The organism is Mycobacterium sp. MMS18-G62 (assembly GCF_053877835.1).
The window spans coordinates 3597522-3620928 of the sequence record NZ_CM132662.1; the positions used below are offsets into that span (position 1 = coordinate 3597522).

Below are 23407 nucleotides of genomic sequence, written 5' to 3' on the forward strand. Positions count from 1 at the left end.
ATGCGCATCAAGGTGTGGTCAGTCGTTGGTGTCGTTTTGCTCCTGGCGGCCTGCGGCGGCCCGAAGCCGCAAGCAGCGCACAAGCCGAACACCCCCGACACCAGCAATATCGAGATCCACGGGGACGCCTCGAAGGACGTCAACAAGTTGGCGATCCAGGCCATTGCCGACCTGCAGGACTATTGGGGTAAAGAGTTCCCGAAGCTCTACGGCAAGGACTACGAACCGGTCAAGGGCGGCTTCTTTGCCGTCATCCCGTCCTCGGGTGATCTGCCGCCGTGCGCATCCGCTGCAGACGAAATCTCTGGCAACGCCTTCTACTGCTCGACCAAAGACGTCGTCGCGTGGGACGCCGAGGGCCTGCTGCCCGAACTGAAGGACAAGTACGGCGATTTCGTCATCCCCGTCGTGCTGGCTCACGAGTGGGGCCATGCCGTGCAGGGCAGGTCCGATTTCACCGCGAGGACGGTGACCAAGGAGTTGCAGGCGGACTGCTTCGCCGGCGCCTGGTCGAAACACGCCAAGGAGGACGGCGTGTTCAAGGTGACCGCAGCCGACCTGGACACCGCCCTGGCCGGCATCCTCGATCTGCGTGACACGCCTGGCACGTCGAACATCGATCCGAATGCGCACGGCAGCGGGTTCGACCGCGTCAGCGCCTTCCAGGACGGGTTCGACAGCGGACCAGAGAAATGCAAGGACTACCGCGACGACGAGCCGATGGTGCTCGAGCTGCCGTTCAACGACGCCGAGGATGAGGCCCGCGGCGGCGACGCCCCCTATGACTCGATCGTCAACGGTGTGCCGTATGACCTGGAGGACTACTGGACGCACGTCTATCCGGAGGTGGCCAATGGTAAGCCGTGGCCGCCGGTGCACGGGCTTGAGCCGTTCGATCCGAAACATCCGCCGAAGTGTGGCGACCAGTCAGCCGAGGGCTACGTTCTGTTCTATTGCGTGCCAGACGATTACGTCGGCTGGGACAACGTCGACGGGATGCCGCAGGTCTACAAGCAGGGTGGCGACTACGCGGTCGCGACGCTGCTGGCGACGCAGTACGGGTTGGCCGCGCTGACCCGGCTTGGCGACGAGTCGGACGAGAAGACGTCGACGCTGCGCGGCGACTGCCTGGCCGGGGCGTACACGGCCAGCGTCATCCTCTACAACCGTCCCGACACCAGCACGTACCACATTTCACCGGGTGACCTCGACGAGGGCATCAAGGCGCTGCTGGTGTTCCGCGGCGAGGGCGACGTCGAGCGCCAAGGCGCCGGATGGGCACGTGTGAAAGCATTCCGCGAGGGCGTGATCAACGGCGCGGAGCCGTGCCTCAAATACAAGGACGGCTGAACGGCTTTCACGCCGGCCGCGGTACGGCGGCCGATGAGCTCTGACCGATCCACGACGGGATGGCACGACGCACGTCGGCAGGCCCCGACACTGCGACGCTGCCGTCGAGCAGTGCATGCGACCAGCCGACGTCCCCGCGCCAGATCCGGATGAGCGTGCGCAGGCTGGTTTCGACCGTGCCCGCGACCTCATAACCGGGGTCAACGTCGCAGATGTCGGCCTCGCCGTCGGCGACCACGAGCCACCACCGAGACGCTTTCGATGCGACGCCGTCGAGATGGAAGGCCAGCGTGGTGCGCGAGCGCGGCCACATCTCGATCGGAATGGTCCGTCGCAGGTCCCACATCAGCAGGTGCGGATCGAGGTCTTCTTCACCGAGTTCACCGATCCAGCGCACACCCCATGCGCCGAGCGCATCGACGACAGTCGCGAGTTCCTTACCGCACTCTGTGAGTGAATACGTTGCGCGGCCGTCGATCTCGGCGCGGTCGACCACGCCGGCGCGGGCCAGCGACTTGAGCCGTTTGGACAGCAGAGCCGGCGACATCTTCGGCACCCCGCGGCGAAGGTCGTTGAAATACCTGCTGCCCAGCAGCAGCTCGCGCACCACGAGCAGGGTCCACCGCTCGTCGAGCAGTTCCATCGCCTTGGCGACGGGGCAGAACTGGCCGTATCCGGACATCGTCTCCTACCTCCACGCTGCGTAAGACCAGTACAGATATAGAACCAGCGCTAGTACAGATCTGTTACTGGATCTGCACGATCGGAGTCGAGACGATAGCTCTACCTGGAACGAAGGAGATATCGATGAACGCCGTCACCGCCGACCGGGAACTGGAGGCCAAACACCGCGCGCTGTGGGCGCTCGGCGACTACAGCACCATCGCCGATGAGGTGGTCGCCCCGCTGGGCCCGGTGTTGGTGGCCGCGGCCGCTATCGCACCGGGTGAGAAGGTGCTCGACGTCGCGGCGGGTACCGGCAATGCGGCGTTTCCCGCCGCTGAGGCCGGCGCCACCGTCATCGCCAGCGATTTGTGCCCCGAGCTCCTGGAGCATGGCCGACGCCTGGGCGCCGCGCGTGACGTCGACATCGACTGGCGCGAGGCCAATGCCGAGGCGCTGCCGTTCGGCGACAACGAATTCGACGTCGTGATGTCGTGCATCGGGGTGATGTTCGCGCCCCACCACCAGCAGTCGGCCGACGAACTGATCAGGGTCTGCAAGCCCGGCGGTCGGATCGGATTGATCAGCTGGACGCCGGAGGGATTCATCGGGCAGTTGTTCGCGACCATGAAGCCGTATGCGCCCGCGCCGCCGCCGGGGGTGTCCCCGCCGCCGCTGTGGGGCAGTGAAGACCATGTGCGCGCGCTGATGGGTGAGCGCGTCGCGGACGTGGCCACCGAGCGACGGGTGCTCGCTGTCGACCGCTTCGCCGACGGCGCCGCGTTCCGCGACTACTTCAAGGCCAACTACGGGCCGACGATTTCGGCGTACCGCGCGATCGGCGGGGATCCGGATCGCGTCGCCTCACTCGATGCCGATATCGCGAGGTTGGGTGACGCCTTCCTGCGCGGCTCGCCGACGATGGATTGGGAATACCTCGTGTGGACTGCCCGCAAGGGCTGACACTATGTCGGCATGTCCGACGACGCGCCGACGCTGAGTCCTGACGACCAGACCGCGCTGCAACGCTGGGTGCGCAAGGAAGGTCTGGGTTCGACGGTCAGCGATGTCGAGCCGCTTACGGGCGGCACGCAGAACATCGTGGTGCGGTTGCGCGTCGACGGGCGCGCGATGGTGCTGCGTCGGCCGCCCGTTCATCCTCGGCCGACGAGCGACAAGACGATGCTTCGCGAGATCGCGGTGCTGCGCACGCTTGCGGGCACGCCGGTGCCGCATCCCGGCTTCATCGCCGGCTGCGAGGACCTCGATGTGCTCGGCGTGGTGTTCTATTTGATGGAGGAAGTCGACGGCTTCAACCCGGGCACCGAGATGGATGAGGCGTATGTGCGCGACGCCGGGATGCGGCATGCGGTCGGGCTGTCGTACGCAGGCAGCCTCGCCCAGCTCGGCAACGTCGCGTGGGAAGGCAGCCCGCTCGCGGCGATCAAGCGGCCGGGATCGTTTCTGGAGCGCCAGGTTCCGCAGTTCTTGCGGCTACTCGAAAGCTATCGGCACGACGAGTACGACCCAGAATCGCTGCGCGTCGCCGAGTTGGCCGAGTGGCTGGACATCAACCGGCCGCCGGACGGGCCACCCGGAATCATCCACGGTGACCCCCATCTCAACAACGTGTTGCTGCGTCGCGATCGGCCCGAGTTGGCGGCCTTCATCGACTGGGAGATGTCGACGGTGGGCGATCCGCTGCTCGACCTCGGCTGGATGCTGATCTGCTGGCCGATGGAAACAAATGCGATCACCGCCGGGTCGGAACTGGCCGCACTGGGCGGGCTCGCGACGCGTCGCGAGCTTCTCGATGCGTATCTGGCGGCCGGGGGACGCGAAACGTCAACGCTGGATTGGTATGTCGCGATGGCGTGCTTCAAGCTCGGCATCGTGATCGAGGGCACGTGGTCGCGGTATCTGGCTGGTATGGCAAGCCGGGATGCCGGTGAGCGACTACATCTCAACGCGCAGAATCTCATCGACCTCGGCACGCGAGTTGCCAAGGGCGACAATCCGTTCGACTTGAGCTAGCGGTATGTGTCGACACCGAGCTTGATCGCGAGCGCCAGCCCGGCTACACCGATCACCACTCGCAAGGGTCCTGCAGGCGCATGTCGAACCACCACGGGGCCAAGCCGCGATCCGAGAAGGCAGCCGAGTCCGAGCGTCAGCACGGCGGGCCACTGGACCGGCGCGAAGACCGAGAAGATCAGCGCGGCAACGCCGTTCGCGATGCCGAGGATCACGTTCTTGCCCGCGTTGGCATGAGCCAGCGTCGCACCGCCGGCGCGCAGCAACAGTGCGAGCAGGAGCACGCCTGCCGCTGCGCCGAAATAGCCACCGTAGACACAGATCGCGAAGATCGCCGCGGCTTCGAATAGCACTGTGACGGTGTGGCGTTGATGGCTGGCGATAGTTGCGTGCTGATTACCGCCGCGTGGCAGCAGGATCGCCAGTGATGCCAGCCCCAGCAAAATCGGGACGACCCTCTCGAAACCCTCTGCGGGCGTGCATAACAGCAGCACCGCGCCCGCCGCGCCGCCGACCGCCGCCGCCGGGACGATTCGCTTGATCCATGCGCCCTGGCCCGCGAGTTCGGGTCGCGATCCCAGGACCGATCCGATGCCGTTGAACACCAGTGCGACGGTGTTGGTGACGTTGGCGGTCACCGGTGGCAGGCCGACGAGCAACAGCGCCGGATACGTCGCAACGGATGCCAGACCGGCGATGCTGCCCGTGAGTCCGCCGGCGATACCCGCTACGAAGAGAACGGCCGCGTCCGCCAAGGTCGTCGGCCACACCCGGCCAACGGTACGCGGTCGCAAAAACTGTTTGCACGGCGTGCGGAACCTCGTCTAGCATCGCGAACGTGCCGAGGCGACTCGTAGTAGCAACCCGCAGCGGGGTCTGATCCTGACCGACCCCTCGCTGTGGGTCGTTGCTTCGTCGGTCACTCCCTCGAGTTTGAGAAGACCGGCACATGAGAAACACATCCGCTACCAGCGCATCGCCGCTGTCGTTTGCGGCCAGCATCGGCGCACCGATGCCACGCGGTTTGCGCGAGGAGGCCGACGCGATGTCCTTTGAACAATTTCTCGCCGAATACGGATCCAGCTCGGGACCGCTGCGCCTGGGGCAATGGGAGTGCATCGATGCCCAGCGGCCCGCCACCCGGCTGGGCCCGCAAGCCCGTAACTATCAGGCCACGTTGGCCGTCGGCGACAGCATCAGCACCTCGACCGCCGCCGCATCCGGACCCGTCGCGGCGTTGACCGAGATGCTTTATGACCGCGGTATCGCGGTCGAGATGACGGCGTTTCACCAGCTTCCAGCGGGCGAGCACACCGCGACGTTCATTCGCGCTTCCGACGGTTCGCGGTCCGAATGGGCGATGGGCCTTTCGGACGATGCCACGCAGTCGGCGCTGCGCGCGGTCATCGCCTGTGCAAATCGCCTGCTGACCGCCTAAAGGCCCGACGACTAGCGCAGCGGCCGCAGGATGATCGGCATGCCGTCGATGGGGACCGGCATGCCGCCGTAGTCGTAGCGCGGCTTGTAGTCGGGTCGCACCAGCTCGAGCCGGTACTTGCGAAGCAGCCGATGCATGACGGTCTTGATCTCGAGCTGCCCGAAGACCATGCCGATGCATTTGTGCGCCCCGCCGCCGAAGGGTGCGAAGGCGTAGCGATGTTTCTTGTGCTCGCTGCGGGGTTCGGCGAAGCGGTCCGGGTCGAACTTCTCGGGGTCAGTCCACAATTCGGGCAGGCGATGGTTGAGCGACGGCCACGTCACGACGTCGGTACCGGCTGGGATGTAGTAGCCGAGCAGGTCGATGTCGCGCACCGCACGCCGGAAATTCATCGGCAGCGGGGTGACCATCCGCAGCGACTCGTTGATCACCAGGTCGTAGGTTTCCAGCTTCTCCAGCGCCTCGATGTCCAGCGGTCCGTCCCCGATGCGGGCGGACTCGTCGCGGCAGCGGTCCTGCCATTCCGGGTTGGCCGCCAGGTGATACGCCATGGTGGTCATCGTCGATGTCGACGTGTCGTGGGCGGCCATCATCAGGAAGATCATGTGCGCGACGATGTCGGCGTCGGTGAACCGCCGGCCGTCTTCGTCCTCGGCTTGGCACAGCACGCTCAGCATGTGCGTGGCGTCCGAACCCCGCGTCTCGGCGACACTCTCGGCGAAATACCTCTCCAGCGTCTTGCGTGCCTCGATGCCGCGCCACCACGTCAGCGGCCGCACCGGCTTGCGCACGATCGCGTTGCCCGCGCGCGTGGTCGTGGTGAATGCCTGGTTGATGGTGGTGACCAGCTCGGGGTCGGTGCCAGGTTCATGCCCCATGAACACCACCGACGCGATATCGAGGGTGAGTTCCTTGACCGCCGGATGGAACAGGAACCTCGAATCGTTGGCCACCCAGTCGTTGGCGACCACCTTCGTCGCGACGGAGTCGATGTGCCCGACGTAGCCCGACAGCCGCGAGCGGGTGAAGGCTTCCTGCATGATCCTGCGGTGGAACATGTGCTCGTCGAAGTCGAGCAGCATCAGGCCGCGGTCGAAGAACGGCCCGATGACCGGATCCCAGGCGCGCTGGGAGAACTCTTTGTTGCGGTTCGAGAAGACGGCCTGCGTCGCGTCGGGACCCAGCGCCAGCACCGACGAAAGCGCGGGTGTCTGCTGGTAATGGATGGGGCCGTACTTGCGGTAGACCTTCAACGCGAAGTCCGGTCCGCCGCGGAAGAACTCGATCATGTGGCCGATGATCGGTAACCCCGTGTCACCCATCACCGGCTTGAGGCCACTGCCCGCGGGCGGTTCAGCCAGCACGAACTGGTCCCATTCGTGGTTGAGCAGCCGCTTCTCCACGACTCCCATGCCCGGGATCGTGTTGGGCGTCGGGGTGAACCGTCGCTTCGCCTGGTCGAGCAGGTATTCCGGGGTGCTGATCGTCACCATACGTATGCTCCTGAGCAAAAGACTGTGGCCGTTGTCACTCCTGTGCCCATCCTGGATGGCAGACTTGACGCATGTCAAGTTTTGTTCCGGCGCGCCGTAATGCCAAGGTCTAGAGCCATGACCGCCGAATCCGCGCCCACCGAGATCCGCCGAAGCCGCGGCGACCGGCAACGCGACGCCATCGTCACCGCGGTCCGTGAGTTGCTGCAGGAGCGATCGTTCGCCGACCTGTCCGTCAGCACCATCAGCGAGCGCGCCGGTGTCGCCCGCTCTGGCTTCTACTTCTACTTCGATTCCAAGTACGCGGTGCTCGCGGTGATCCTGGCCGACGCGAGCGAGCTACTCGACGAACTGACCCATCACTTCGCTCCACGCGAGCCCGGCGAGACGCCCGTCGCGTTCGCGAAGCGGATGGTCGGCAGTGCGGCCGCGGTGTACGCCAACGACGATCCGGTGTTGTCCGCGTGCGCGGTCGCTCGCAACACCGATGCGCAGATCCGCGAGATGATGGACGACTTCTACGACAGCGTGATCGACAAGCTCATCGCGCTCCTGCAACAAGATCCCGACGCGCGTCCGATTTCCGACGATTTGCCGGCGTTGGTGCGGACATTGGCGGCCACGACGACGATGACGTTGACACACGACAGCACCTTCGTCGGACGGGGCGAGGATCCCAAGCGTGCCGTCGACATTGTCGAGCGGTTGTGGCTGAGCGCGTTCTGGGGTGGGCAGGCGCAGTGAGCGGCTTCACCGGCAAGCGTTGTTTTCTCACAGGGGCCGCCAGCGGTATCGGCCGCGCGACGGCGCTGAAGCTGGCCGCCGAAGGCGCCGAGCTGTACCTGACAGACCGAGACGCAGAGGGGTTGGAGAAGACCGTCGCCGACGCCCGTGCGCTGGGTGCGGAGGTGGCCGAGCATCGCGTACTGGATATCTCGGACTACGACGAGGTCGCGAACTTCGCGGCTGACATTCACACTCGACATCCCGCGATGGATGTGGTGATGAACATCGCGGGCGTGTCCGCGTGGGGGACGGTCGACCAACTCACGCACCAACATTGGAAGTCGATGGTCGACATCAACCTGATGGGGCCGATTCACGTCATCGAGACGTTCGTGCCGCCGATGATGGCCGCCGGGCGCGGAGGCCATCTGGTCAACGTGTCCTCTGCCGCCGGGATCGTTGCGCTTCCGTGGCACGCGGCCTACAGCGCAAGCAAGTACGGCCTGCGCGGACTGTCTGAGGTGCTGCGGTTCGACTTGGCCCGGCATCGCATCGGCGTGTCGGTGGTGGTTCCGGGCGCGGTGAAAACGCCTCTGGTGGAGACGGTGCACATTGCCGGCGTCGACCGCGAACATCCGAAAGTGAGCGAGTGGGTGGACCGATTCGCAAACCATGCGGTGTCCGCCGAGCACGTCGCTGACAAAATTCTTGCCGGCGTCGAGAAGAACCGATACCTGATCTATACGTCACCCGACATCCGCGCGTTGTATTACTTCAAGCGGGTGATGTGGTGGCCGTACAGCATGGCGATGCAACGGGTCAACGTGTTCTTCACCCGCGCGCTGCGGCCGGCGCGACGCGCTTAGCGCTTACCCCAATCCCATGGCGGTGCGGTCAGCATCCCCAACCCCTTGATCCGTGTTTCTCCGAGGTCTTTGTACAACTCGATCTCGATGGCGACGTCGTCCTCGGCATCGGTGACTGGCACAGTGTTCAAGAATTCCAGCATCGCCCTCGAGTGCGTGACAACGACGACCTGCGTCTGAGTCGCGGCCGCTTCGATCAGTGACACCAACGGCCGCACCAGGTTTGGGTGTAGTGAGGTCTCCGGCTCGTTGAGCACCATGAGAGAAGGCGGCCGGGGGGACGTCAAGGCGGCGGCCCACAGCAGGAATCGCAGTGTGCCGTCGGACAGTTCGGCGGCGCGAAGGGGCCGCAACATACCGCGCTGTTGCAGTTGAAGATCGAAGAGGCCGCCATGCACTGCCACCGACACCGTCGCACCGTCGAACGCGTCGGCGACTGCGAGCTGAAGGTCGTCCAAACCCGCCTCGATGATCGTCTGCACGGCGGCCGCCAGATCGCCACCGTCGTCGGAGAGCACCGGGGTGCGGGTGCCGACGTGGGGTTGCCGTGACGGCGCGGCCGCGTCGACCCGAAAGCCGTCGTAGAAGCGCCAGCTGCGGAGCCGTTCGCGGACGGCAGCGAGTTCGGGATGCGCGCCCGGGTGGGCGTATTCGGCGAGCACACTGCGGTACGCCGGCAGCGATCGTGTGATTTCGTCGAAGCCGCGCCCTGACTCCGCGCTGGATTCTGCGTAGGTGGCGGTGCGTCGCACCAGCGTCGAGTTCGGCCGCATCACCCGACCCGCGAACACTGCCTCGCGTTTGATCTCCGGATCCAGTGCGAACAACGATTTGTGCCCGGCCATCTGCGGCAGCCCGAGGTCGACTAGATAGCCGAAATCGTCTGAGGCGAAGCCAAGTTCGAGCGAGACAGGTCCCGTTCGTGTGGTGCCCTCGACCCGTCCGGTTCTGCGGGCGCCGCGGAGTTGTTCTGGGCCGGCCCACAGTGCCGAGTCCAGGCCGCCGTCGCGTGCGAGCGAGCCGATCACCTCGCCGCGTCCACAGTCGGCGAGCAGTCTCAATGCGCGGTAGAGCGACGACTTGCCGGTGCCGTTGGCACCTGTGATGACGGTGAGCCGGGCGAGTGGCAGGACCACCTCGCGCAGCGAGCGGTAACCGCGTACGGCGACTGTGTGCAGCACTCAGTAACCGCCTGCCGGGGGTTGGAGTTCGAGCCGCACCCCGAGCAGCCGGATCGGCCGGTCGAGTTCGAACAGATGCAGCAGTTCCAGCGCAGTCTGCGTGATGGGGTCCGCATCAACACTCGGCGACGGCAGCTTGCGGATCTTCGTCCGGGTGTAGAACGTGTTGGTGCGCACGGTGACCGCCACCCGCGTCACGACGCGACCTTGGGCCACAATCTCTTTGAGCGTTTGCTGCGCCAGCTCGACGACGGCGGAGTCGATTTCGGCGCGGTCGGTCAGGTCAGTCGCGAACGTGATGACGTGGCTGCGCGAACGGGGTACCCACGGTTCGGCACTGACGTTCGTGTCGCCGCCGCCCTTGGCGAGCAGCAGAATCCACAGCCCCGTCGTCGGGCCGAACGTCGACGTCAGCAATGTGGCATCGGTCGCGGCGAGATCGGCGACCGTGGTAATTCCCATGCCGGCAAGCTTTTTCGCAGTCTTCGGGCCGACTCCCCATAGAGCGTCGACTTCGCGATCGCCCATCACCGCCATCCAGTTCTCGTCGGTGAGCTGATAGATGCCGGCCGGTTTGCCGAACCCGGTGGCAACCTTGGCGCGCTGTTTGTTGTCGCTGATACCGACCGAACACGACAACTCGGTCTGGCCGATGACTTCGCGGATCTGCTGGGCGAGCTGGACAGGATCGTCGACGTCGGTGCCGACGTAGGCCTCGTCCCATCCCCACACCTCGACGGGATGGCCGAGGTCGCGCAGCAGGTTCATCACCTCTTCGGACGCGGCGTCGTAGGCGTCGGTATCCAGCGGCAGGAAGGTCGCATCGGGGCACTTGCGGGCCGCCGTGCGCAACGGCATTCCAGCATGCACCCCGAATTTGCGTGCCGGGTACGACGCGCACGTGACGACCTTGCGTGGCTCATTCGGATCGCCATTGCCGCCGACGATGATCGGCAGGCCGGCAAGTTCGGGCCGTCGGCGAACTTCGACGGCCGCCTGGAACTGGTCGAGGTCGACGTGCAGGACCCACCTGGGCGTCATGTGCCGCAAAGCTTGCGCGCCACGCTCTCCCACGCGTCGCCGACTTGTTCGAGGGTCTGCCCGCGTTCCAGGTGGAGCTCCACATAGTCGGCGTCGAGGAGCGCGTGCAGGGCGAACGCCTGGGCGTCGAGGTCGCCGGTAGTGCCGGCGTCTTCCAGCAAAATGCGAATGTGGCGGTGGTGCAGCATCATCGGCTCGTTGAACCGCATGAGCGGGTCACGGTTGGACTCGGAGAGCAGCGCGTGGTGGGCGTGTACGAACTGCAGCCGGTCGCGACCGTAAGCCAGTAGCCGATCCAATGGAGGCGCGCCCGGTCCCACCGGCGGCGGGCCGAACATGAAGGCCTGTTGTTGGGCTTTCTCATCTTCGTCGAGGAGCACGATCATCAGGCCGGCCCGGCTGCCGAAGCGGCGAAACAGTGTGCCCTTGCCGACGCCTGCGGCCGCGGCGATGTCATCGGTCGTGACCGCCTCGGCGCCACGTTCGGCGATCAGCCGACGTGCAGCGTCGAGCAGTAGCGTGCGGTTACGGGCGGCGTCGCCCCGCTCCTGAGGCGGTTGATCGGTGACCGGCAACTCGCGCAGCGGGGGAGAAGCGGCCATATCTGCAGTTTAATTCAACCGGAATGAATCGGACCTCGGTCCGGTTGTGGTGTGTCAGGATCTTCAAGACGACCGAAGGGAAATGTGACGACGATGCCGGACATCAACGTGCTGGTGCTGCTCGGAAGCCTGCGCGCCGCCTCGATCAACCGTCAGTTGGCTGAGCTTGCGGTGGAGTCGGCGCCAGATGGCGTGCGCCTTCAACTGTTCGACCGCCTCGGCGAAGTGCCGTTCTACAACGAGGACATCGACAACGAGAATGCGCCGGAGCCGGTGAGGGCGCTGCGCGAGGCGGCCGCAGAAGCCGATGCGACCCTGGTCGTGACCCCGGAGTACAACGGCAGCATCCCCGGCGTCCTCAAGAACGCGATCGACTGGCTGTCCCGTCCCTTCGGCGACAGTGCATTGAAGGCCAAGCCGCTGGCCGTTGTCGGCGCCGCGCACGGCCGGTACGGCGGTGTGTGGGCGCATGACGAAACCCGCAAATCGTTCGGCATCGCCGGGCCGCGCGTGGTCGAGGATCTCAAGCTGTCGGTGCAGACGACGGCGTTCGATGGCAAGCACCCGCGCGAGAACGCCGAGGTCGCCGAAACGCTGCGCGGCATCGTGGGCAAGCTCGCCGCCGAAGTCTCCTAGCGCCTAACTCAAAAGCCGCCGGCAGGGTCCATCGTGACCCGTCGGCGGCTTTGCTGTTGCGTCACCGTGACAATTCGCGGCGCGGTAGATGTCGGTGCCCGGGTGTAGATGTAGGGGTACACCGCGACACGCGCTAAATGTGACGTGCGACACGCCGAGCGTTTTCGCCGCCGCGGGCTTACGACCAGGGAATTTCAAAAATGTTATTCAGAACATGTGGTATCCCTTCGCGATGTCGGACACTAGGTGTAGTGTTTCGAACACCGACAGACCCCCGCGGTACTTGTACCTTCCAGGGTCGGCCGGAGCTCACAAGTCCGGCGGAGTCGGTTTCCAGCCCCCCGGGATCGTGGCGCCGGACGCCTGGAATTTTGAGGGCTTGAGGGCCGCTGAATCTCAGCGGAATGCAGTACCCGAGCAGTTGCCAGTCCCAGTTCGCAGAGGAGCCGTACCGCAGATGACCGTCACCGTGTACACCAAGCCCGCATGCGTGCAGTGCAACGCCACCTACAAGGCGCTGGACAAGCAGGGCATCGCCTACGAGAAGGTCGATATCAGCCTCGACAGCGAGGCCCGTGATTACGTGATGGCGCTCGGGTACCTGCAGGCGCCCGTCGTGGTGGCCGGCAACGACCACTGGTCGGGATTCCGGCCCGATCGCATCAAGTCGCTTAGCGGAGCGGTCGCGGTCACGGCGTAGGGGTATCCGAACGGGCAGGGAGGAGGAAGACGATGAGCAATCTCGTGTATTTCTCCAGCGTGTCGGAAAACACCCACCGCTTCGTCGAGAAGCTGGGTCTGCCCGCCATTCGGATCCCGCTGCACGGGCGTATCGAGGTCGATGAGCCGTTCGTGCTGGTGTTGCCCACCTACGGCGGTGGGCGGGCGACACCGAATATCAATGACGGTGGCTATGTCCCCAAACAGGTCATCGCGTTCCTCAACAATGAACACAACCGGTCGTTGATCCGCGGCGTCATCGCCGCGGGCAACAACAACTTCGGTGCCGAGTTCGCCTATGCGGGCGAGGTCATCGCCCGAAAGTGCGACGTTCCGTACCTGTATCGCTTTGAACTAATGGGAACCCCGGACGACGTCGAGGCCGTCCGCGCGGGTTTGAAAGATTTCTGGAAGGACCAGACGTGCCACCAACCGTCACAGCTGCAGAGCCTGTAACCACCGGCGCGCACGCGCTGCCCGGGGAGACGGATTACCACGCGCTCAACGCGATGCTGAATCTGTACGACGCCGACGGCAAGATTCAGTTCGAGAAGGACCGCGAAGCGGCACACCAGTACTTCCGTGAGCACGTCAACCAGAACACAGTCTTCTTCCACAATTACGACGAGAAGCTCGACTATCTGATCAAAGAGAACTACTACGAGCGCGAGGTGCTCGATCAGTACAGCCGCAACTTCGTCAAGAGCCTGATCGACCGCGCGTATGCCAAGAAGTTCCGCTTCCCGACGTTCCTGGGCGCGTTCAAGTACTACACGTCCTACACGCTGAAAACCTTTGACGGCAAGCGGTATCTCGAGCGCTTCGAAGACCGCGTCGTCATGGTGTCGCTGACGCTGGCCGCCGGGGACACGGCGCTGGCGGAGAAGCTGGTCGACGAGATCATCGACGGCCGGTTCCAGCCGGCCACGCCGACGTTCCTGAACTCGGGCAAGAAGCAGCGAGGTGAGCCCGTCAGTTGCTTCCTGCTGCGCATCGAGGACAACATGGAGTCGATCGGCCGGTCGATCAACTCGGCGCTGCAGCTGTCCAAGCGCGGCGGCGGGGTTGCCTTGCTGCTGAGCAACATTCGTGAGCACGGCGCGCCGATCAAGAACATCGAGAACCAGAGCTCCGGCGTCATCCCGATCATGAAGCTGCTGGAGGATTCGTTCTCCTACGCCAACCAGCTCGGTGCACGCCAGGGTGCGGGTGCGGTGTACCTGCACGCCCACCACCCCGACATCTACCGCTTCCTGGATACCAAGCGGGAGAACGCCGACGAGAAGATCCGCATCAAGACACTGAGCCTCGGTGTGGTGATCCCGGACATCACGTTCGAGCTGGCCAAGAAGAACGAGGACATGTACCTGTTCTCGCCGTACGACGTCGAACGCGTCTACGGCCAGCCGTTCGCCGACATCTCGGTCACCGAGAAGTACTACGAGATGGTCGACGACGCGCGGATCCGCAAGACGAAGATCAAGGCGCGCGAGTTCTTCCAGACGCTGGCCGAGCTGCAGTTCGAGTCGGGCTACCCGTACATCATGTACGAGGACACGGTGAACCGGGCCAACCCGATCGAGGGCAAGATCACCCATTCGAACCTGTGCTCGGAGATCTTGCAGGTGTCGACGCCGTCGGTGTTCAACGACGACCTGTCGTACGCCAAAGTGGGCAAGGACATTTCGTGCAACCTGGGGTCGCTCAACATCGCCAAGGCGATGGATTCGCCGGACTTTGCGCAGACGATCGAGGTGGCGATCCGGGCGCTGACGGCGGTGTCGGATCAGACGCACATCTACTCGGTGCCGTCGATCGAACAGGGCAACAACGATTCGCACGCGATCGGCCTGGGGCAGATGAACCTGCACGGCTACCTGGCGCGCGAGCGGGTCTTCTACGGTTCCGAAGAGGGCGTCGACTTCACGAACATCTACTTCTACTGCGTGCTGTACCACGCGCTGCGGGCATCGAATCGCATTGCCGTCGAGCGGGGTACGGCGTTCAAGGGCTTCGAGAAGTCGAAGTACGCGAGCGGCGAATTCTTCGACAAGTACATCGAGCAGGTGTGGGAGCCCAAGACCGATCGCGTCAAGGAGTTGTTCGCCGACGCCGGCATTCGCATTCCGACGCAAGAGGATTGGACGCGACTCAAGGAGTCGGTGCAAGCGCACGGTATCTATAACCAGAATTTGCAGGCGGTCCCGCCGACGGGGTCGATCTCCTACATCAACCACTCGACGAGCTCGATCCACCCGATCGCGTCGAAGGTCGAGATCCGCAAGGAAGGCAAGATCGGACGGGTCTATTACCCGGCGCCGTACATGACCAACGAGAACCTGGAGTATTTCCAGGACGCGTACGAGATCGGCTACGAGAAGGTCATCGACACGTACGCGGCGGCGACGCAGCACGTTGATCAGGGTCTGAGCTTGACGCTGTTCTTCAAGGACACCGCGACGACGCGGGATGTCAACAAGGCACAGATCTACGCGTGGCGCAAGGGAATCAAGACGCTGTACTACATCCGGCTACGCCAAATGGCGCTTGAGGGAACCGAAGTCGAGGGCTGCGTGTCCTGCATGCTGTAGAGCGGCGCCTTCGCCGAGTGTGGACTCGATACACGCGGATGCGGGAGTGACCGTGTCGTATGTCCACACTCGGCTGCGCCAGTCGCGCTATCCCATCGCGTAGACGGGAAGGCGGTCCACCCGCGTCAGCACGGGGTGCTTCGGCGGAACGTCGGGGCCGGGGTTGGCCTCCTCTAGCTTCGCCTCGTCGTCTATCCAGCATTCGCCGGTCCGTTCGTCGTAGTCGCCTCCGTAGAAGACGCAGCAGACGCCGATGTCGTCGGGATGGCTAGCGGCGCATTCCCAGAAGTCGTCTCCTGCGGCGCTGACAGGTGCCGCGTTCGCATGGGCGGCGAGACCGATGGCCAGGCCGGCCGTCATCGTGGCCGCGGCGAGAAGTCGTTTGGTGTTCATGGCTCTAAGCGTCGCTTCACGTCGCGATCACCAAAACGGGGTGCGGGCCGGTGCCTGGCGCGCGCACTTCAGGGGTGTGGCTGCGCGCTCAGATAGGGGATTAGGGGTTCGCGAGCGTTCGCTTGGTGTACGCAAACCTCGAGAAGAGGTGCAAACAACCGCGCGCTCGGCGACCTACCTAACGGTGTGCTGCGGGCCTTGTGCCTTCTTGTACAACGCCTTGAGCATCGCATCGCGGAAGCGCGCGTTGTCGATCAGCTTGATGCCCGCGTTGGCAATCCGCGGCTGTCCCAGCAGTTTGTGGAAGTAGCGGCCGCGCCGATACTCCCTGCCCCACGCCGCTTCCATGCGCTGCGCGTAGTTGGTGAAGTCGTCGGGCCCGCCATTGGTCAGCGCGGCGATCGCACACTCACCCGCCGCGAGCCCCGACTCGAGCGCCTTGGAGATACCCGCGCCCGACGCCGGCTTGCCCGCGCCAAGTGAGTCACCCGTGAACAGCACACCGGGCCGCCACGGCGGCCATGCCGTGAAGCCCATCGGCAGCCGCCACGCCCGCACGCTCTTGTTCTTCTTGAGTTCTTCGATCGGCGGCAGCTCCCATTCGGGCGGCAGCGTGCGAAGGAACTCGCCGAGGAACTGGGTGGCGTTGATCGACTGCCAGTTCTTGTAGCTGTTGACGTAGCCGAGACCGATGTTGAATCGGCCGCTGCCCATCGGGAACACCCAGCCGTAGCCCGGCAGCTGGTCGCCCTGGAATTCGAGCTTCAAATAGATGTCGAGGCTGTCGGAGTCGGGGCGGTTGGCGTGCATCTCCGAGCGGATCGCAATCGCCGAGTAGCCGTTGTACTCCGAATCGATCTTCAATGCCCGCTTGATGGGGGAGTAGGCGCCATCCGCGGCGATGACCGCGTCGCCGTACACCTTCTCGCCGCTCTTGAGTGTCACGCCGACGACGCGGTCGTTCTCGACGATGGGCCCGGTGACCTCTGCCGACTGCCGAACCTCTGCGCCCGCCGATTCGGCGTGCTTGAGCAGCAGGGTGTCGAGCTCGGTGCGGCTGACGGTGTGGCCGTGGTCGGGCATGCCGGGACGCTTCGGGAACGACAGCTCCCACTGGCTCGGGCTGAACACCGTGACGCGGTTGACGCGGTGAAACTTCGAGACCTCGTCGGCCAGGCCCATCTTCTGCAGATAGCTGACCGCCCTCGCGGTGAGGCCGTCGCCGCACGGTTTGTCGCGCGGGAACTCGGCCTTGTCGAGGACCACGACCTTTGCACCGGTCTGCGCGGCCTGCCACGCGGCGGCCGAGCCGGAAGGCCCGCCACCCGCAATGACCAGGTCGTATCGCTGCGTCATAACTCTCGTCTCGTTGATTGGCTGTCGGTGCGATATTACCCAAGCTGGCCGAACCCATCTCGTCGGCCAAGTGCCTGGCCAGAGCCGTGAAGGGACATGTTGCGGCACGGTCTGGGCAGGTCAGCGCGGTTCGGGCGGTACAGTATTCGGGTGCGACGAGTGCCGAGGTCACGCCCCAGCGGCGAGCCGGGCGTGAAGGTGGACGCCCGCAGCGAACGCTGGCGCGAACATCGCAAGAAGGTGCGTTCGGAAATAGTCGACGCCGCCTTCCGCGCGATTGACAGGCTCGGGCCTAATGTCAGCGTCCGCGAGATCGCCGAAGAAGCGGGCACGGCCAAACCCAAGATCTACCGTCACTTCGCCGATAAGTCCGACATGTTCGCCGAGATCGGGCAGCGGATGCGGGACATGTTGTGGGCGGCGATCATCCCGTCGATCAATATCGACACGGACTCTGCGCGCGAAATCGTCGGCCGCGGCGTCGAGCACTACGTCGAACTCGTTGATCAACACCCGAACGTTGTCCGATTCCTTCTCCAGGGCCGGTTCGCCGACCAGTCTGCGGCCGCGATGACGACAGTCAACAAAGGCAGTGAAATCACCCTCGCCGTCGCGGACATGATCAGCGGCGAACTCAAGGACTTGGCACCGGACCCGGCTGCGTTTGAGTTGGCGGCATTCGCCATCTTCGGGACCGCGGCGTCTGCCACGGACTGGTGGCTCGGCGCCGACGACGACAGCCCTCGCCGTATGGCTGCCGATCAGTTCATCGCGCACATGACGACGATCATGGTGGGCGCCATCAACGGCACCGCCGAGCTCCTCGGCATCAAGATCGATGCCGATCAGCCAATTCACACGGCCGTCCGTCGTCAGCAACCGGTCGCTTGACCAAAACTGCTGCCGGTTCCGGCCGCACGCCGCGCCCTCCCCAGTGACGTCGTCGCCAGATTGTCCAGCCATGCGGGATAAATGGGGCTTTCCCATATTCGTCGATGCCATGCCGCGCCCGCGCTGCGCGTAGAACGTGAGGAAATCGGCTGCATCATCAGTGCAGGCGCGGCGCGTCGACGCTAGGGGTGGTCGTGGGGATCCAATCCGAATGGCAGCCCGCGTCGGCGTACCCAGGCGAGATGCTGCTTGCCCAGCGGCGTGATCGGCGCAGCGACGCCGTCCATGTCATCCAGGATCGACCTGGCCTGCACGGTGGCCCCGAACCTGGCGCATATTGTGTTGGTGTTCAGGTTGATCCGGGACATGAAAGCCATATCGTCCGGCAGCGACATCCGGCGGACGGGGTGATCGGGTGCAAAAGGAATCAGGGCGCGAATCGCACGTTTTGACGTATCCCGCGTATACGTCACAGGCTGAGGCGCGAGCCACTCAAAGAGGACCTCGGCCCACCATTCGTATACCTCGTCGCTGGTGAGGCTGGAATCGCGCGTTAGGAAATCAGCTTCGACCATCAGGTTGCGCAGGTCGTGCTTGCGCCCATCGAGTACGACGCGAACCAATTCGGTGAGGGTCCGACGGAGCCGCTCTGGCACAACCTTGACGCAGCCGAAGTCAAGGAAGCCGACCTGTCCGTCGGACCGGAATCGATAATTGCCGGGATGCGGATCGGCGTGGAATAGGTTCGCGTGGCGGCTGGAACCCGTACTAAAGCGCAAGATCACCTCGGCCCATGTGTCCTTGAGCTCCTGGTCGGCATGTTGGGCTGCGGCCCAGTCCATTCCGTCGAGATAGGTCATGGTCAGAACCCGGTCGCTGGATGCTTGATGGATGACTTCCGGTATCCGGATAAACGGGTGGGAGCGATAGAGTTCGCCGAACACGGTGATGTTGGCCGCCTCATGGCGGTAGTCGACCTCCTCGGAGATGCGAGCGGCGATTTCGCGTGCCCCCCGCCTGAGATCGGTCTGCATCGCGATACCAGACGCCGAGGAGACGAGCCGAAGGAATGTCGCGAGCAGCTCGCTGTTCGCAAGATCGTCACGGATCGCTTCTGCTACACCTGGATACTGAATCTTGACCGCGACCTGACGGCCGTCGCGAAGGGTCGCACGGTGCACCTGCCCGATGGAGGCAGCCGCGATCGGTTCGTCGGTGAAATCTGCAAAAACCTTGTCGGCCGGCCGGCCAAGCTCGGCACGCAGCACTTCGTGAGCCAGGGCCGGATCCATCGGCGGCGCATCGGCCTGCAGCTGCCCCAGCTCGGCCTGGTAGGCCCACAGTTCCCCGCTACCAATCCAGCTCGCGTCCACCACCGAAAGAATCTGGCCGGCCTTCATCAGTACGCCCTTGGACTGGCCGAGCAACTCCGAGTACCGTTCCGCGGTTCGCTCGTGGAAGCGTGCGACGGCACCGGTGTCGCCGGCCTTTGCCCGTAACGCTGCTAGCATCCGCCCGCCGGCCACCCGCGCGGTGAAACCGGCCAACGGCAGGGTGCGCCGGATCCGCCCCCGTGGCACCGCCGACTTGTCATTCGTTGACATCGCGACCTCCGGCGGGCGCGCTAAGAACACGCGTGAAGATCGTACCGCCGCTACGCGCCGGTAATTTGCCGAACAAGAATCCGTTCTCGGCTAACTCTGCGGGGCGCAGCGCCAACAGGGGTGATACTAGGCGGCATGTCCTTGACGTTGCCCCCGTTACACGTGCCGACCGTGTACACCATCGACGAGGTCATCGAAGGGATCGAATCGGTCGTCGAGTGGTCGATCGAGGCGGCGAGCCCGGTCGGTTACTTCGCGGCGCTCTACAAAGGGTCAACCTTGGCGATTCGCGATGCCATCGGGCATGGATTGTTTGACGACGAAACGCGAATGGTGCGGTTGGATGTGGAATTCGCCCGTCGTTACTTCGACGCTGTGAACCGCCGCTTCGACGGCCGTAACCAGAAACCGACGCAGGTCTGGCAGGTCGCCTTCGACGCGAACGGTAACGATGAGCTGATCATTTTGCAGCACCTGCTCATCGCGATGAGCGCGCACATGCATTTCGACCTCGGAATCGCTGCCGTGACGACCGCCGCTGACTCGTTGGAGCCGCTGCAGAGCGACTTCAACGCCGTCAACGCCATCCTCGCGACTCAGCTGGACGGTGTACTTAGCGCCATCGAGCAGGTCTCACCAGCCAGCGCCCAGCACCGCAGCCAATTGATGGCCAACGGGATCGGTTTCATCCCCGAAGCACTCGCGCAGGCTCGAGATCTCGCATGGACATTTGCACGGCAGCTTGCAAACGAACCAGAGTCGAACTGCCCGAACGTAATTCATGATCACGATACAATCTTTTCCTGGTGGGCCAGCCGTTACTTGAAACCACCTCAACAAATATCAGAAATGTTCGCGGCGATCGCAAAGGAAGAAAGCCGCGACATCGCACACAACATACGTGTGCTCGACCCGACATCGGCATAACCTCATTTTTGGCCAGCGCTCCGAGCGGCCCAGCTTCCGTCCCGATGGGTCGAAGTACTGTGCATGGTGGCGCGCGGGGCGTCGAACAGGGACATCGCCGCGGCGTTGGTTATTTCGGAGAAAACCGCCCGCAACCACGTCGGATGGACATACGCCAAGATCGGCGTCGAACCGCATCGGTGCCAGCATGTACGTGCTGAAGCACGGCCTGGTCGACCCCGCTTAGTCCGCTGTGCGAGATGTACCCTGGAGGCTGAAGTACCCGGTACCGGCGTTCCCAGGAAAGGACCGATTCATGACCGTTGTCGAGCAGCCGGCGGAGAACCGGACCCAGGAGCCTGTGCACACCCGCGCCCTGATCATCGGGACGGGCTTCTCCGGTCTAGGGATGGGCATCGCGCTGCAACAGCAAGGCGTCGACTTCCTGATCCTGGAGAAGGCCGGCGACATCGGCGGCACGTGGCGTGACAACAGCTACCCGGGTTGCGCCTGCGACATTCCGTCGCATCTGTACTCGTTTTCCTTTGAGCCCAAGGCGGATTGGAAGCATCTGTTCTCGTTGCAGGACGAGATCTGGGACTACCTTCAGGGCGTCACCGACAAATACGGCCTGCGGCGTTACATCGTCTTCGACTCGCTGGTCGAGCGCGCCCATTGGGACGATGCCGAATTCCGCTGGCACGTCTTCACCGCCGACGGCCGCGAATACGTGGCGCAGTTCCTGATCTCCGGCGCCGGCGCATTGCACATCCCGTCGATTCCCGAATTCCCCGGGCGCGACGAATTCACTGGCGCCGCTTTCCATTCCGCGCAGTGGGACCACAGCGTGGACCTGGCCGGCAAGCGGGTCGCGGTCATCGGCACCGGAGCCAGTGCGATCCAGATCGTGCCCGAGATCGTCGACACCGTCGCCGAGCTACAGCTCTACCAGCGCACCCCGCCGTGGGTGGTCCCGCGCACCAACGAGGAACTTCCGTCCGCGCTGCGCAGCGCGTTGGAGAACGTGCCCGGTCTGCGGCTGGGGCTGCGCTACGGCATCTACTGGGCGCAGGAGGTGCTGGCCTACGGGATGACCAAGCGGCCAGCGATACTGAAAGTTGTTGAGCTGCTTGGCAAGTACAACATCCGGCGGTCGATCAAGGACCGTGAGCTACGCCGCAAGCTCACCCCGACATACCGCGCCGGCTGTAAGCGAATCCTGAACTCCAGCACGTACTACGCCGCGGTCGCCGACCCGAGGACGACGCTCATCACCGATCGGATCGAGCGGATCACCCGCGACGGCATCGTCACCGCCGACGGGGTCGAACGCAAAGCCGACGTGATCGTCTACGCCACCGGCTTCCACGTCACCGACTCCTACACGTATGTCCAGATCAAGGGCCTGCACGGTGAGGACCTCGTCGACCGCTGGAACCGTGAGGGCCTGCAAGCGCATCGAGGGATCGCGATCGCCGAGGTGCCGAACCTGTTTTTCCTGCTCGGCCCGAACACCGGCCTCGGCCACAACTCCGTCGTTTTCATGATCGAGTCGCAGATCCGCTACGTCGCCGACGCGATCGCCACGGCTGACAAATACGGAGCCCAGGCGCTCGCGCCTACCCGCGCCGCACAGGACGCGTTCAACGCCGAACTGCAGGCCAAACTCGCCGGCTCGGTGTGGAACTCCGGTGGTTGCCAGAGCTGGTACCTCGACGAGCACGGCAACAATCGGGTGCTGTGGGGCGGCTACACCTGGGAGTACTGGCAGGCGACCCGCAAGATCAAGCCGGCCGAGTACAAATTCCTCGGTGTCGGGCGCGACACGCCAACACAAGGTCTTGCGGTTCCGAGCGTTGTCGGCCCCCAGGGGTAGTGTCAAAGCACACAATTCCGACGTGGTGAAGTGGGGTTCTGGTGTCCGAAGGAATGAAGCTGATTGACCGTGTCTCGGCGATCAACTGGAACCGCTTGCAGGACGAAAAAGACGCCGAGGTGTGGGACCGGCTGACCGGTAATTTCTGGTTGCCGGAGAAGGTGCCGGTGTCCAACGACATTCCGTCCTGGGGCACGCTCACGGCCCACGAGAAGCAGATGACGATGCGGGTCTTCACCGGTCTGACGCTGCTCGACACCATCCAGGGCACGGTCGGCGCCGTCAGCCTGATTCCCGACGCGCTCACCCCGCACGAAGAGGCGGTGTACACCAACATCGCGTTCATGGAGTCTGTGCACGCCCGCAGCTACAGCAACATCTTCTCGACGCTCTGCTCGACGGCCGAGATCGACGACGCGTTCCGCTGGTCGGAGGAAAACCCCAACCTGCAGCGCAAGGCCGAGATCGTCATGCAGTACTACAAGGGCGATGAGCCGCTCAAGCGCAAGGTCGCCTCGACCCTGCTCGAGAGCTTCCTGTTCTACTCCGGCTTCTATCTGCCGATGTACTGGTCTTCGCGCGCCAAGCTCACCAACACCGCCGACATGATCCGGCTGATCATCCGCGACGAGGCGGTGCACGGGTACTACATCGGCTACAAGTACCAGAAGGGTCTGGCGCTCGAAGACGAAGCCAGAAGGCAAGAGCTCAAGGACTACACCTACGAGCTGCTCTTCGAGCTCTACGACAACGAGGTGGAATACACGCAGGATCTCTACGACGAGGTCGGGCTGACCGAGGACGTCAAGAAGTTCCTGCGCTACAACGCGAACAAGGCCTTGATGAACCTCGGTTACGAGGCGCTGTTCCCGCGCGACGAGACCGACGTGAATCCCGCGATCCTGTCCGCACTTTCACCCAACGCCGACGAGAACCACGACTTCTTCTCGGGCTCGGGCTCGTCGTACGTGATCGGCAAAGCCGTCAACACCGAAGACGAGGACTGGGACTTCTAGACGTACCGGCCAAATCGCCGACCC

At 64.1% G+C, this 23407-nt stretch carries 23 protein-coding genes and 1 pseudogene; 15 read left to right on the forward strand and 9 right to left on the reverse strand.

Annotation, left to right across the window (positions count from 1 at the left end; genetic code table 11):
* On the forward strand, window positions 1-1350 hold the full coding sequence (locus tag ACWW36_RS17895; RefSeq protein ID WP_456137327.1) for a neutral zinc metallopeptidase: 1350 nt from the start codon (window positions 1-3) through the stop codon (window positions 1348-1350).
* A gap of 7 nt (window positions 1351-1357) precedes the next feature.
* Here the strand turns inward: ACWW36_RS17895 and ACWW36_RS17900 are convergent, their stop codons facing one another.
* Complete coding sequence (locus tag ACWW36_RS17900; RefSeq protein WP_456137328.1) at window positions 1358-2032, reverse strand: winged helix-turn-helix transcriptional regulator; 675 nt, start codon at window positions 2030-2032, stop codon at window positions 1358-1360.
* Window positions 2033-2157: 125 nt separating this feature from the next.
* On the opposite strand from ACWW36_RS17900, the gene ACWW36_RS17905 reads away from it, so the two are divergent.
* Window positions 2158-2976, forward strand: a complete 819-nt coding sequence (locus ACWW36_RS17905) for a class I SAM-dependent methyltransferase (RefSeq protein ID WP_456137329.1) — start codon at window positions 2158-2160, stop codon at window positions 2974-2976.
* Between the two features lie 12 nt (window positions 2977-2988).
* Window positions 2989-4047, forward strand: coding sequence for a phosphotransferase family protein (locus ACWW36_RS17910; RefSeq protein ID WP_456137330.1), 1059 nt, complete (start codon window positions 2989-2991; stop codon window positions 4045-4047).
* Here ACWW36_RS17910 and ACWW36_RS17915 read toward each other — a convergent pair.
* A complete protein-coding gene (locus ACWW36_RS17915) occupies window positions 4044-4817 on the reverse strand; it encodes a sulfite exporter TauE/SafE family protein (RefSeq protein WP_456137331.1) in 774 nt (257 codons plus the stop codon). The genes ACWW36_RS17910 and ACWW36_RS17915 overlap by 4 nt on opposite strands.
* Before the next feature lie 179 nt (window positions 4818-4996).
* Between ACWW36_RS17915 and ACWW36_RS17920 the strand changes: the two genes are divergently transcribed.
* The gene (locus ACWW36_RS17920; RefSeq protein ID WP_456137332.1) at window positions 4997-5485 is read left to right on the forward strand and encodes a homocitrate synthase; all 489 of its coding nucleotides are present in this window, start codon (window positions 4997-4999) and stop codon (window positions 5483-5485) included.
* An 11-nt stretch (window positions 5486-5496) separates the two neighbouring features.
* On the opposite strand, the gene ACWW36_RS17925 is transcribed toward ACWW36_RS17920, so the two are convergent.
* On the reverse strand, window positions 5497-6978 hold the full coding sequence (locus ACWW36_RS17925) for a cytochrome P450 (RefSeq protein ID WP_456137333.1): 1482 nt from the start codon (window positions 6976-6978) through the stop codon (window positions 5497-5499).
* Window positions 6979-7095: 117 nt separating this feature from the next.
* Between ACWW36_RS17925 and ACWW36_RS17930 the strand changes: the two genes are divergently transcribed.
* On the forward strand, window positions 7096-7722 hold the full coding sequence (locus ACWW36_RS17930; RefSeq protein WP_456137334.1) for a TetR/AcrR family transcriptional regulator: 627 nt from the start codon (window positions 7096-7098) through the stop codon (window positions 7720-7722).
* Window positions 7701-8570 carry an SDR family oxidoreductase gene (locus tag ACWW36_RS17935; RefSeq protein WP_456142537.1) on the forward strand — a complete coding sequence of 290 codons (870 nt, stop codon included), beginning with the start codon at window positions 7701-7703 and terminating at the stop codon, window positions 8568-8570. The genes ACWW36_RS17930 and ACWW36_RS17935 overlap by 22 nt, the downstream gene beginning before the upstream one ends.
* Here the strand turns inward: ACWW36_RS17935 and ACWW36_RS17940 are convergent.
* From ACWW36_RS17940 to ACWW36_RS17950, 3 genes are read right to left on the reverse strand one after another with little or no spacing between them, the layout of a single operon-like run.
* On the reverse strand, window positions 8567-9751 hold the full coding sequence (locus ACWW36_RS17940; protein WP_456137335.1) for an AAA family ATPase: 1185 nt from the start codon (window positions 9749-9751) through the stop codon (window positions 8567-8569). The genes ACWW36_RS17935 and ACWW36_RS17940 overlap by 4 nt on opposite strands.
* Window positions 9752-10792, reverse strand: coding sequence for a DNA polymerase IV (locus ACWW36_RS17945; RefSeq protein WP_456137336.1), 1041 nt, complete (start codon window positions 10790-10792; stop codon window positions 9752-9754).
* Window positions 10789-11394 (reverse strand): TetR/AcrR family transcriptional regulator, encoded by a 606-nt coding sequence (locus ACWW36_RS17950; protein ID WP_456137337.1) that lies wholly within the window; start codon window positions 11392-11394, stop codon window positions 10789-10791. The genes ACWW36_RS17945 and ACWW36_RS17950 overlap by 4 nt, the downstream gene beginning before the upstream one ends.
* A 93-nt stretch (window positions 11395-11487) precedes the next feature.
* Between ACWW36_RS17950 and ACWW36_RS17955 the strand changes: the two genes are divergently transcribed.
* The 4 genes from ACWW36_RS17955 (at window position 11488) to nrdE (ending at window position 15341) form a co-directional block, all read left to right on the forward strand.
* Window positions 11488-12030: an NADPH-dependent FMN reductase gene (locus ACWW36_RS17955; RefSeq protein WP_456137338.1), complete on the forward strand. Its 543-nt coding sequence runs from the start codon at window positions 11488-11490 to the stop codon at window positions 12028-12030.
* Between the two features lie 457 nt (window positions 12031-12487).
* The gene (locus tag ACWW36_RS17960) at window positions 12488-12730 is read left to right on the forward strand and encodes a redoxin NrdH (protein WP_015306104.1); all 243 of its coding nucleotides are present in this window, start codon (window positions 12488-12490) and stop codon (window positions 12728-12730) included.
* 32 nt (window positions 12731-12762) lie between these two features.
* Window positions 12763-13206 (forward strand): class Ib ribonucleoside-diphosphate reductase assembly flavoprotein NrdI, encoded by a 444-nt coding sequence (gene nrdI, locus ACWW36_RS17965; RefSeq protein ID WP_456137339.1) that lies wholly within the window; start codon window positions 12763-12765, stop codon window positions 13204-13206.
* A complete protein-coding gene (nrdE, locus tag ACWW36_RS17970; protein ID WP_456137340.1) occupies window positions 13173-15341 on the forward strand; it encodes a class 1b ribonucleoside-diphosphate reductase subunit alpha in 2169 nt (722 codons plus the stop codon). The genes nrdI and nrdE overlap by 34 nt, the downstream gene beginning before the upstream one ends.
* 87 nt (window positions 15342-15428) lie before the next feature.
* On the opposite strand, the gene ACWW36_RS17975 is transcribed toward nrdE, so the two are convergent.
* Window positions 15429-15734: a hypothetical protein gene (locus ACWW36_RS17975; RefSeq protein ID WP_456137341.1), complete on the reverse strand. Its 306-nt coding sequence runs from the start codon at window positions 15732-15734 to the stop codon at window positions 15429-15431.
* A gap of 174 nt (window positions 15735-15908) precedes the next feature.
* A complete protein-coding gene (locus tag ACWW36_RS17980) occupies window positions 15909-17090 on the reverse strand; it encodes a geranylgeranyl reductase family protein (RefSeq protein ID WP_456137342.1) in 1182 nt (393 codons plus the stop codon).
* Window positions 17091-17240: 150 nt separating this feature from the next.
* On the opposite strand from ACWW36_RS17980, the gene ACWW36_RS17985 reads away from it, so the two are divergent.
* Window positions 17241-17981: a TetR/AcrR family transcriptional regulator gene (locus ACWW36_RS17985; protein WP_456137343.1), complete on the forward strand. Its 741-nt coding sequence runs from the start codon at window positions 17241-17243 to the stop codon at window positions 17979-17981.
* Window positions 17982-18163: 182 nt separating this feature from the next.
* Here the strand turns inward: ACWW36_RS17985 and ACWW36_RS17990 are convergent, their stop codons facing one another.
* The gene (locus ACWW36_RS17990) at window positions 18164-19585 is read right to left on the reverse strand and encodes an ABC1 kinase family protein (protein WP_456137344.1); all 1422 of its coding nucleotides are present in this window, start codon (window positions 19583-19585) and stop codon (window positions 18164-18166) included.
* Window positions 19586-19756: 171 nt separating this feature from the next.
* On the opposite strand from ACWW36_RS17990, the gene ACWW36_RS17995 reads away from it, so the two are divergent.
* From ACWW36_RS17995 to nrdF, 4 genes and pseudogenes are all read left to right on the forward strand, one after another.
* Window positions 19757-20512 carry a DUF5995 family protein gene (locus tag ACWW36_RS17995; RefSeq protein ID WP_456137345.1) on the forward strand — a complete coding sequence of 252 codons (756 nt, stop codon included), beginning with the start codon at window positions 19757-19759 and terminating at the stop codon, window positions 20510-20512.
* A 42-nt stretch (window positions 20513-20554) separates the two neighbouring features.
* Window positions 20555-20738 (forward strand): annotated as a pseudogene (locus ACWW36_RS18000) (response regulator transcription factor); the annotation flags it as partial.
* 69 nt (window positions 20739-20807) lie between these two features.
* Window positions 20808-22367 (forward strand): flavin-containing monooxygenase, encoded by a 1560-nt coding sequence (locus ACWW36_RS18005; protein WP_456137346.1) that lies wholly within the window; start codon window positions 20808-20810, stop codon window positions 22365-22367.
* A 53-nt stretch (window positions 22368-22420) separates the two neighbouring features.
* Window positions 22421-23383 carry a class 1b ribonucleoside-diphosphate reductase subunit beta gene (gene nrdF / locus ACWW36_RS18010; RefSeq protein WP_456142538.1) on the forward strand — a complete coding sequence of 321 codons (963 nt, stop codon included), beginning with the start codon at window positions 22421-22423 and terminating at the stop codon, window positions 23381-23383.
* The last annotated feature ends 24 nt before the right edge of the window (window positions 23384-23407 follow it).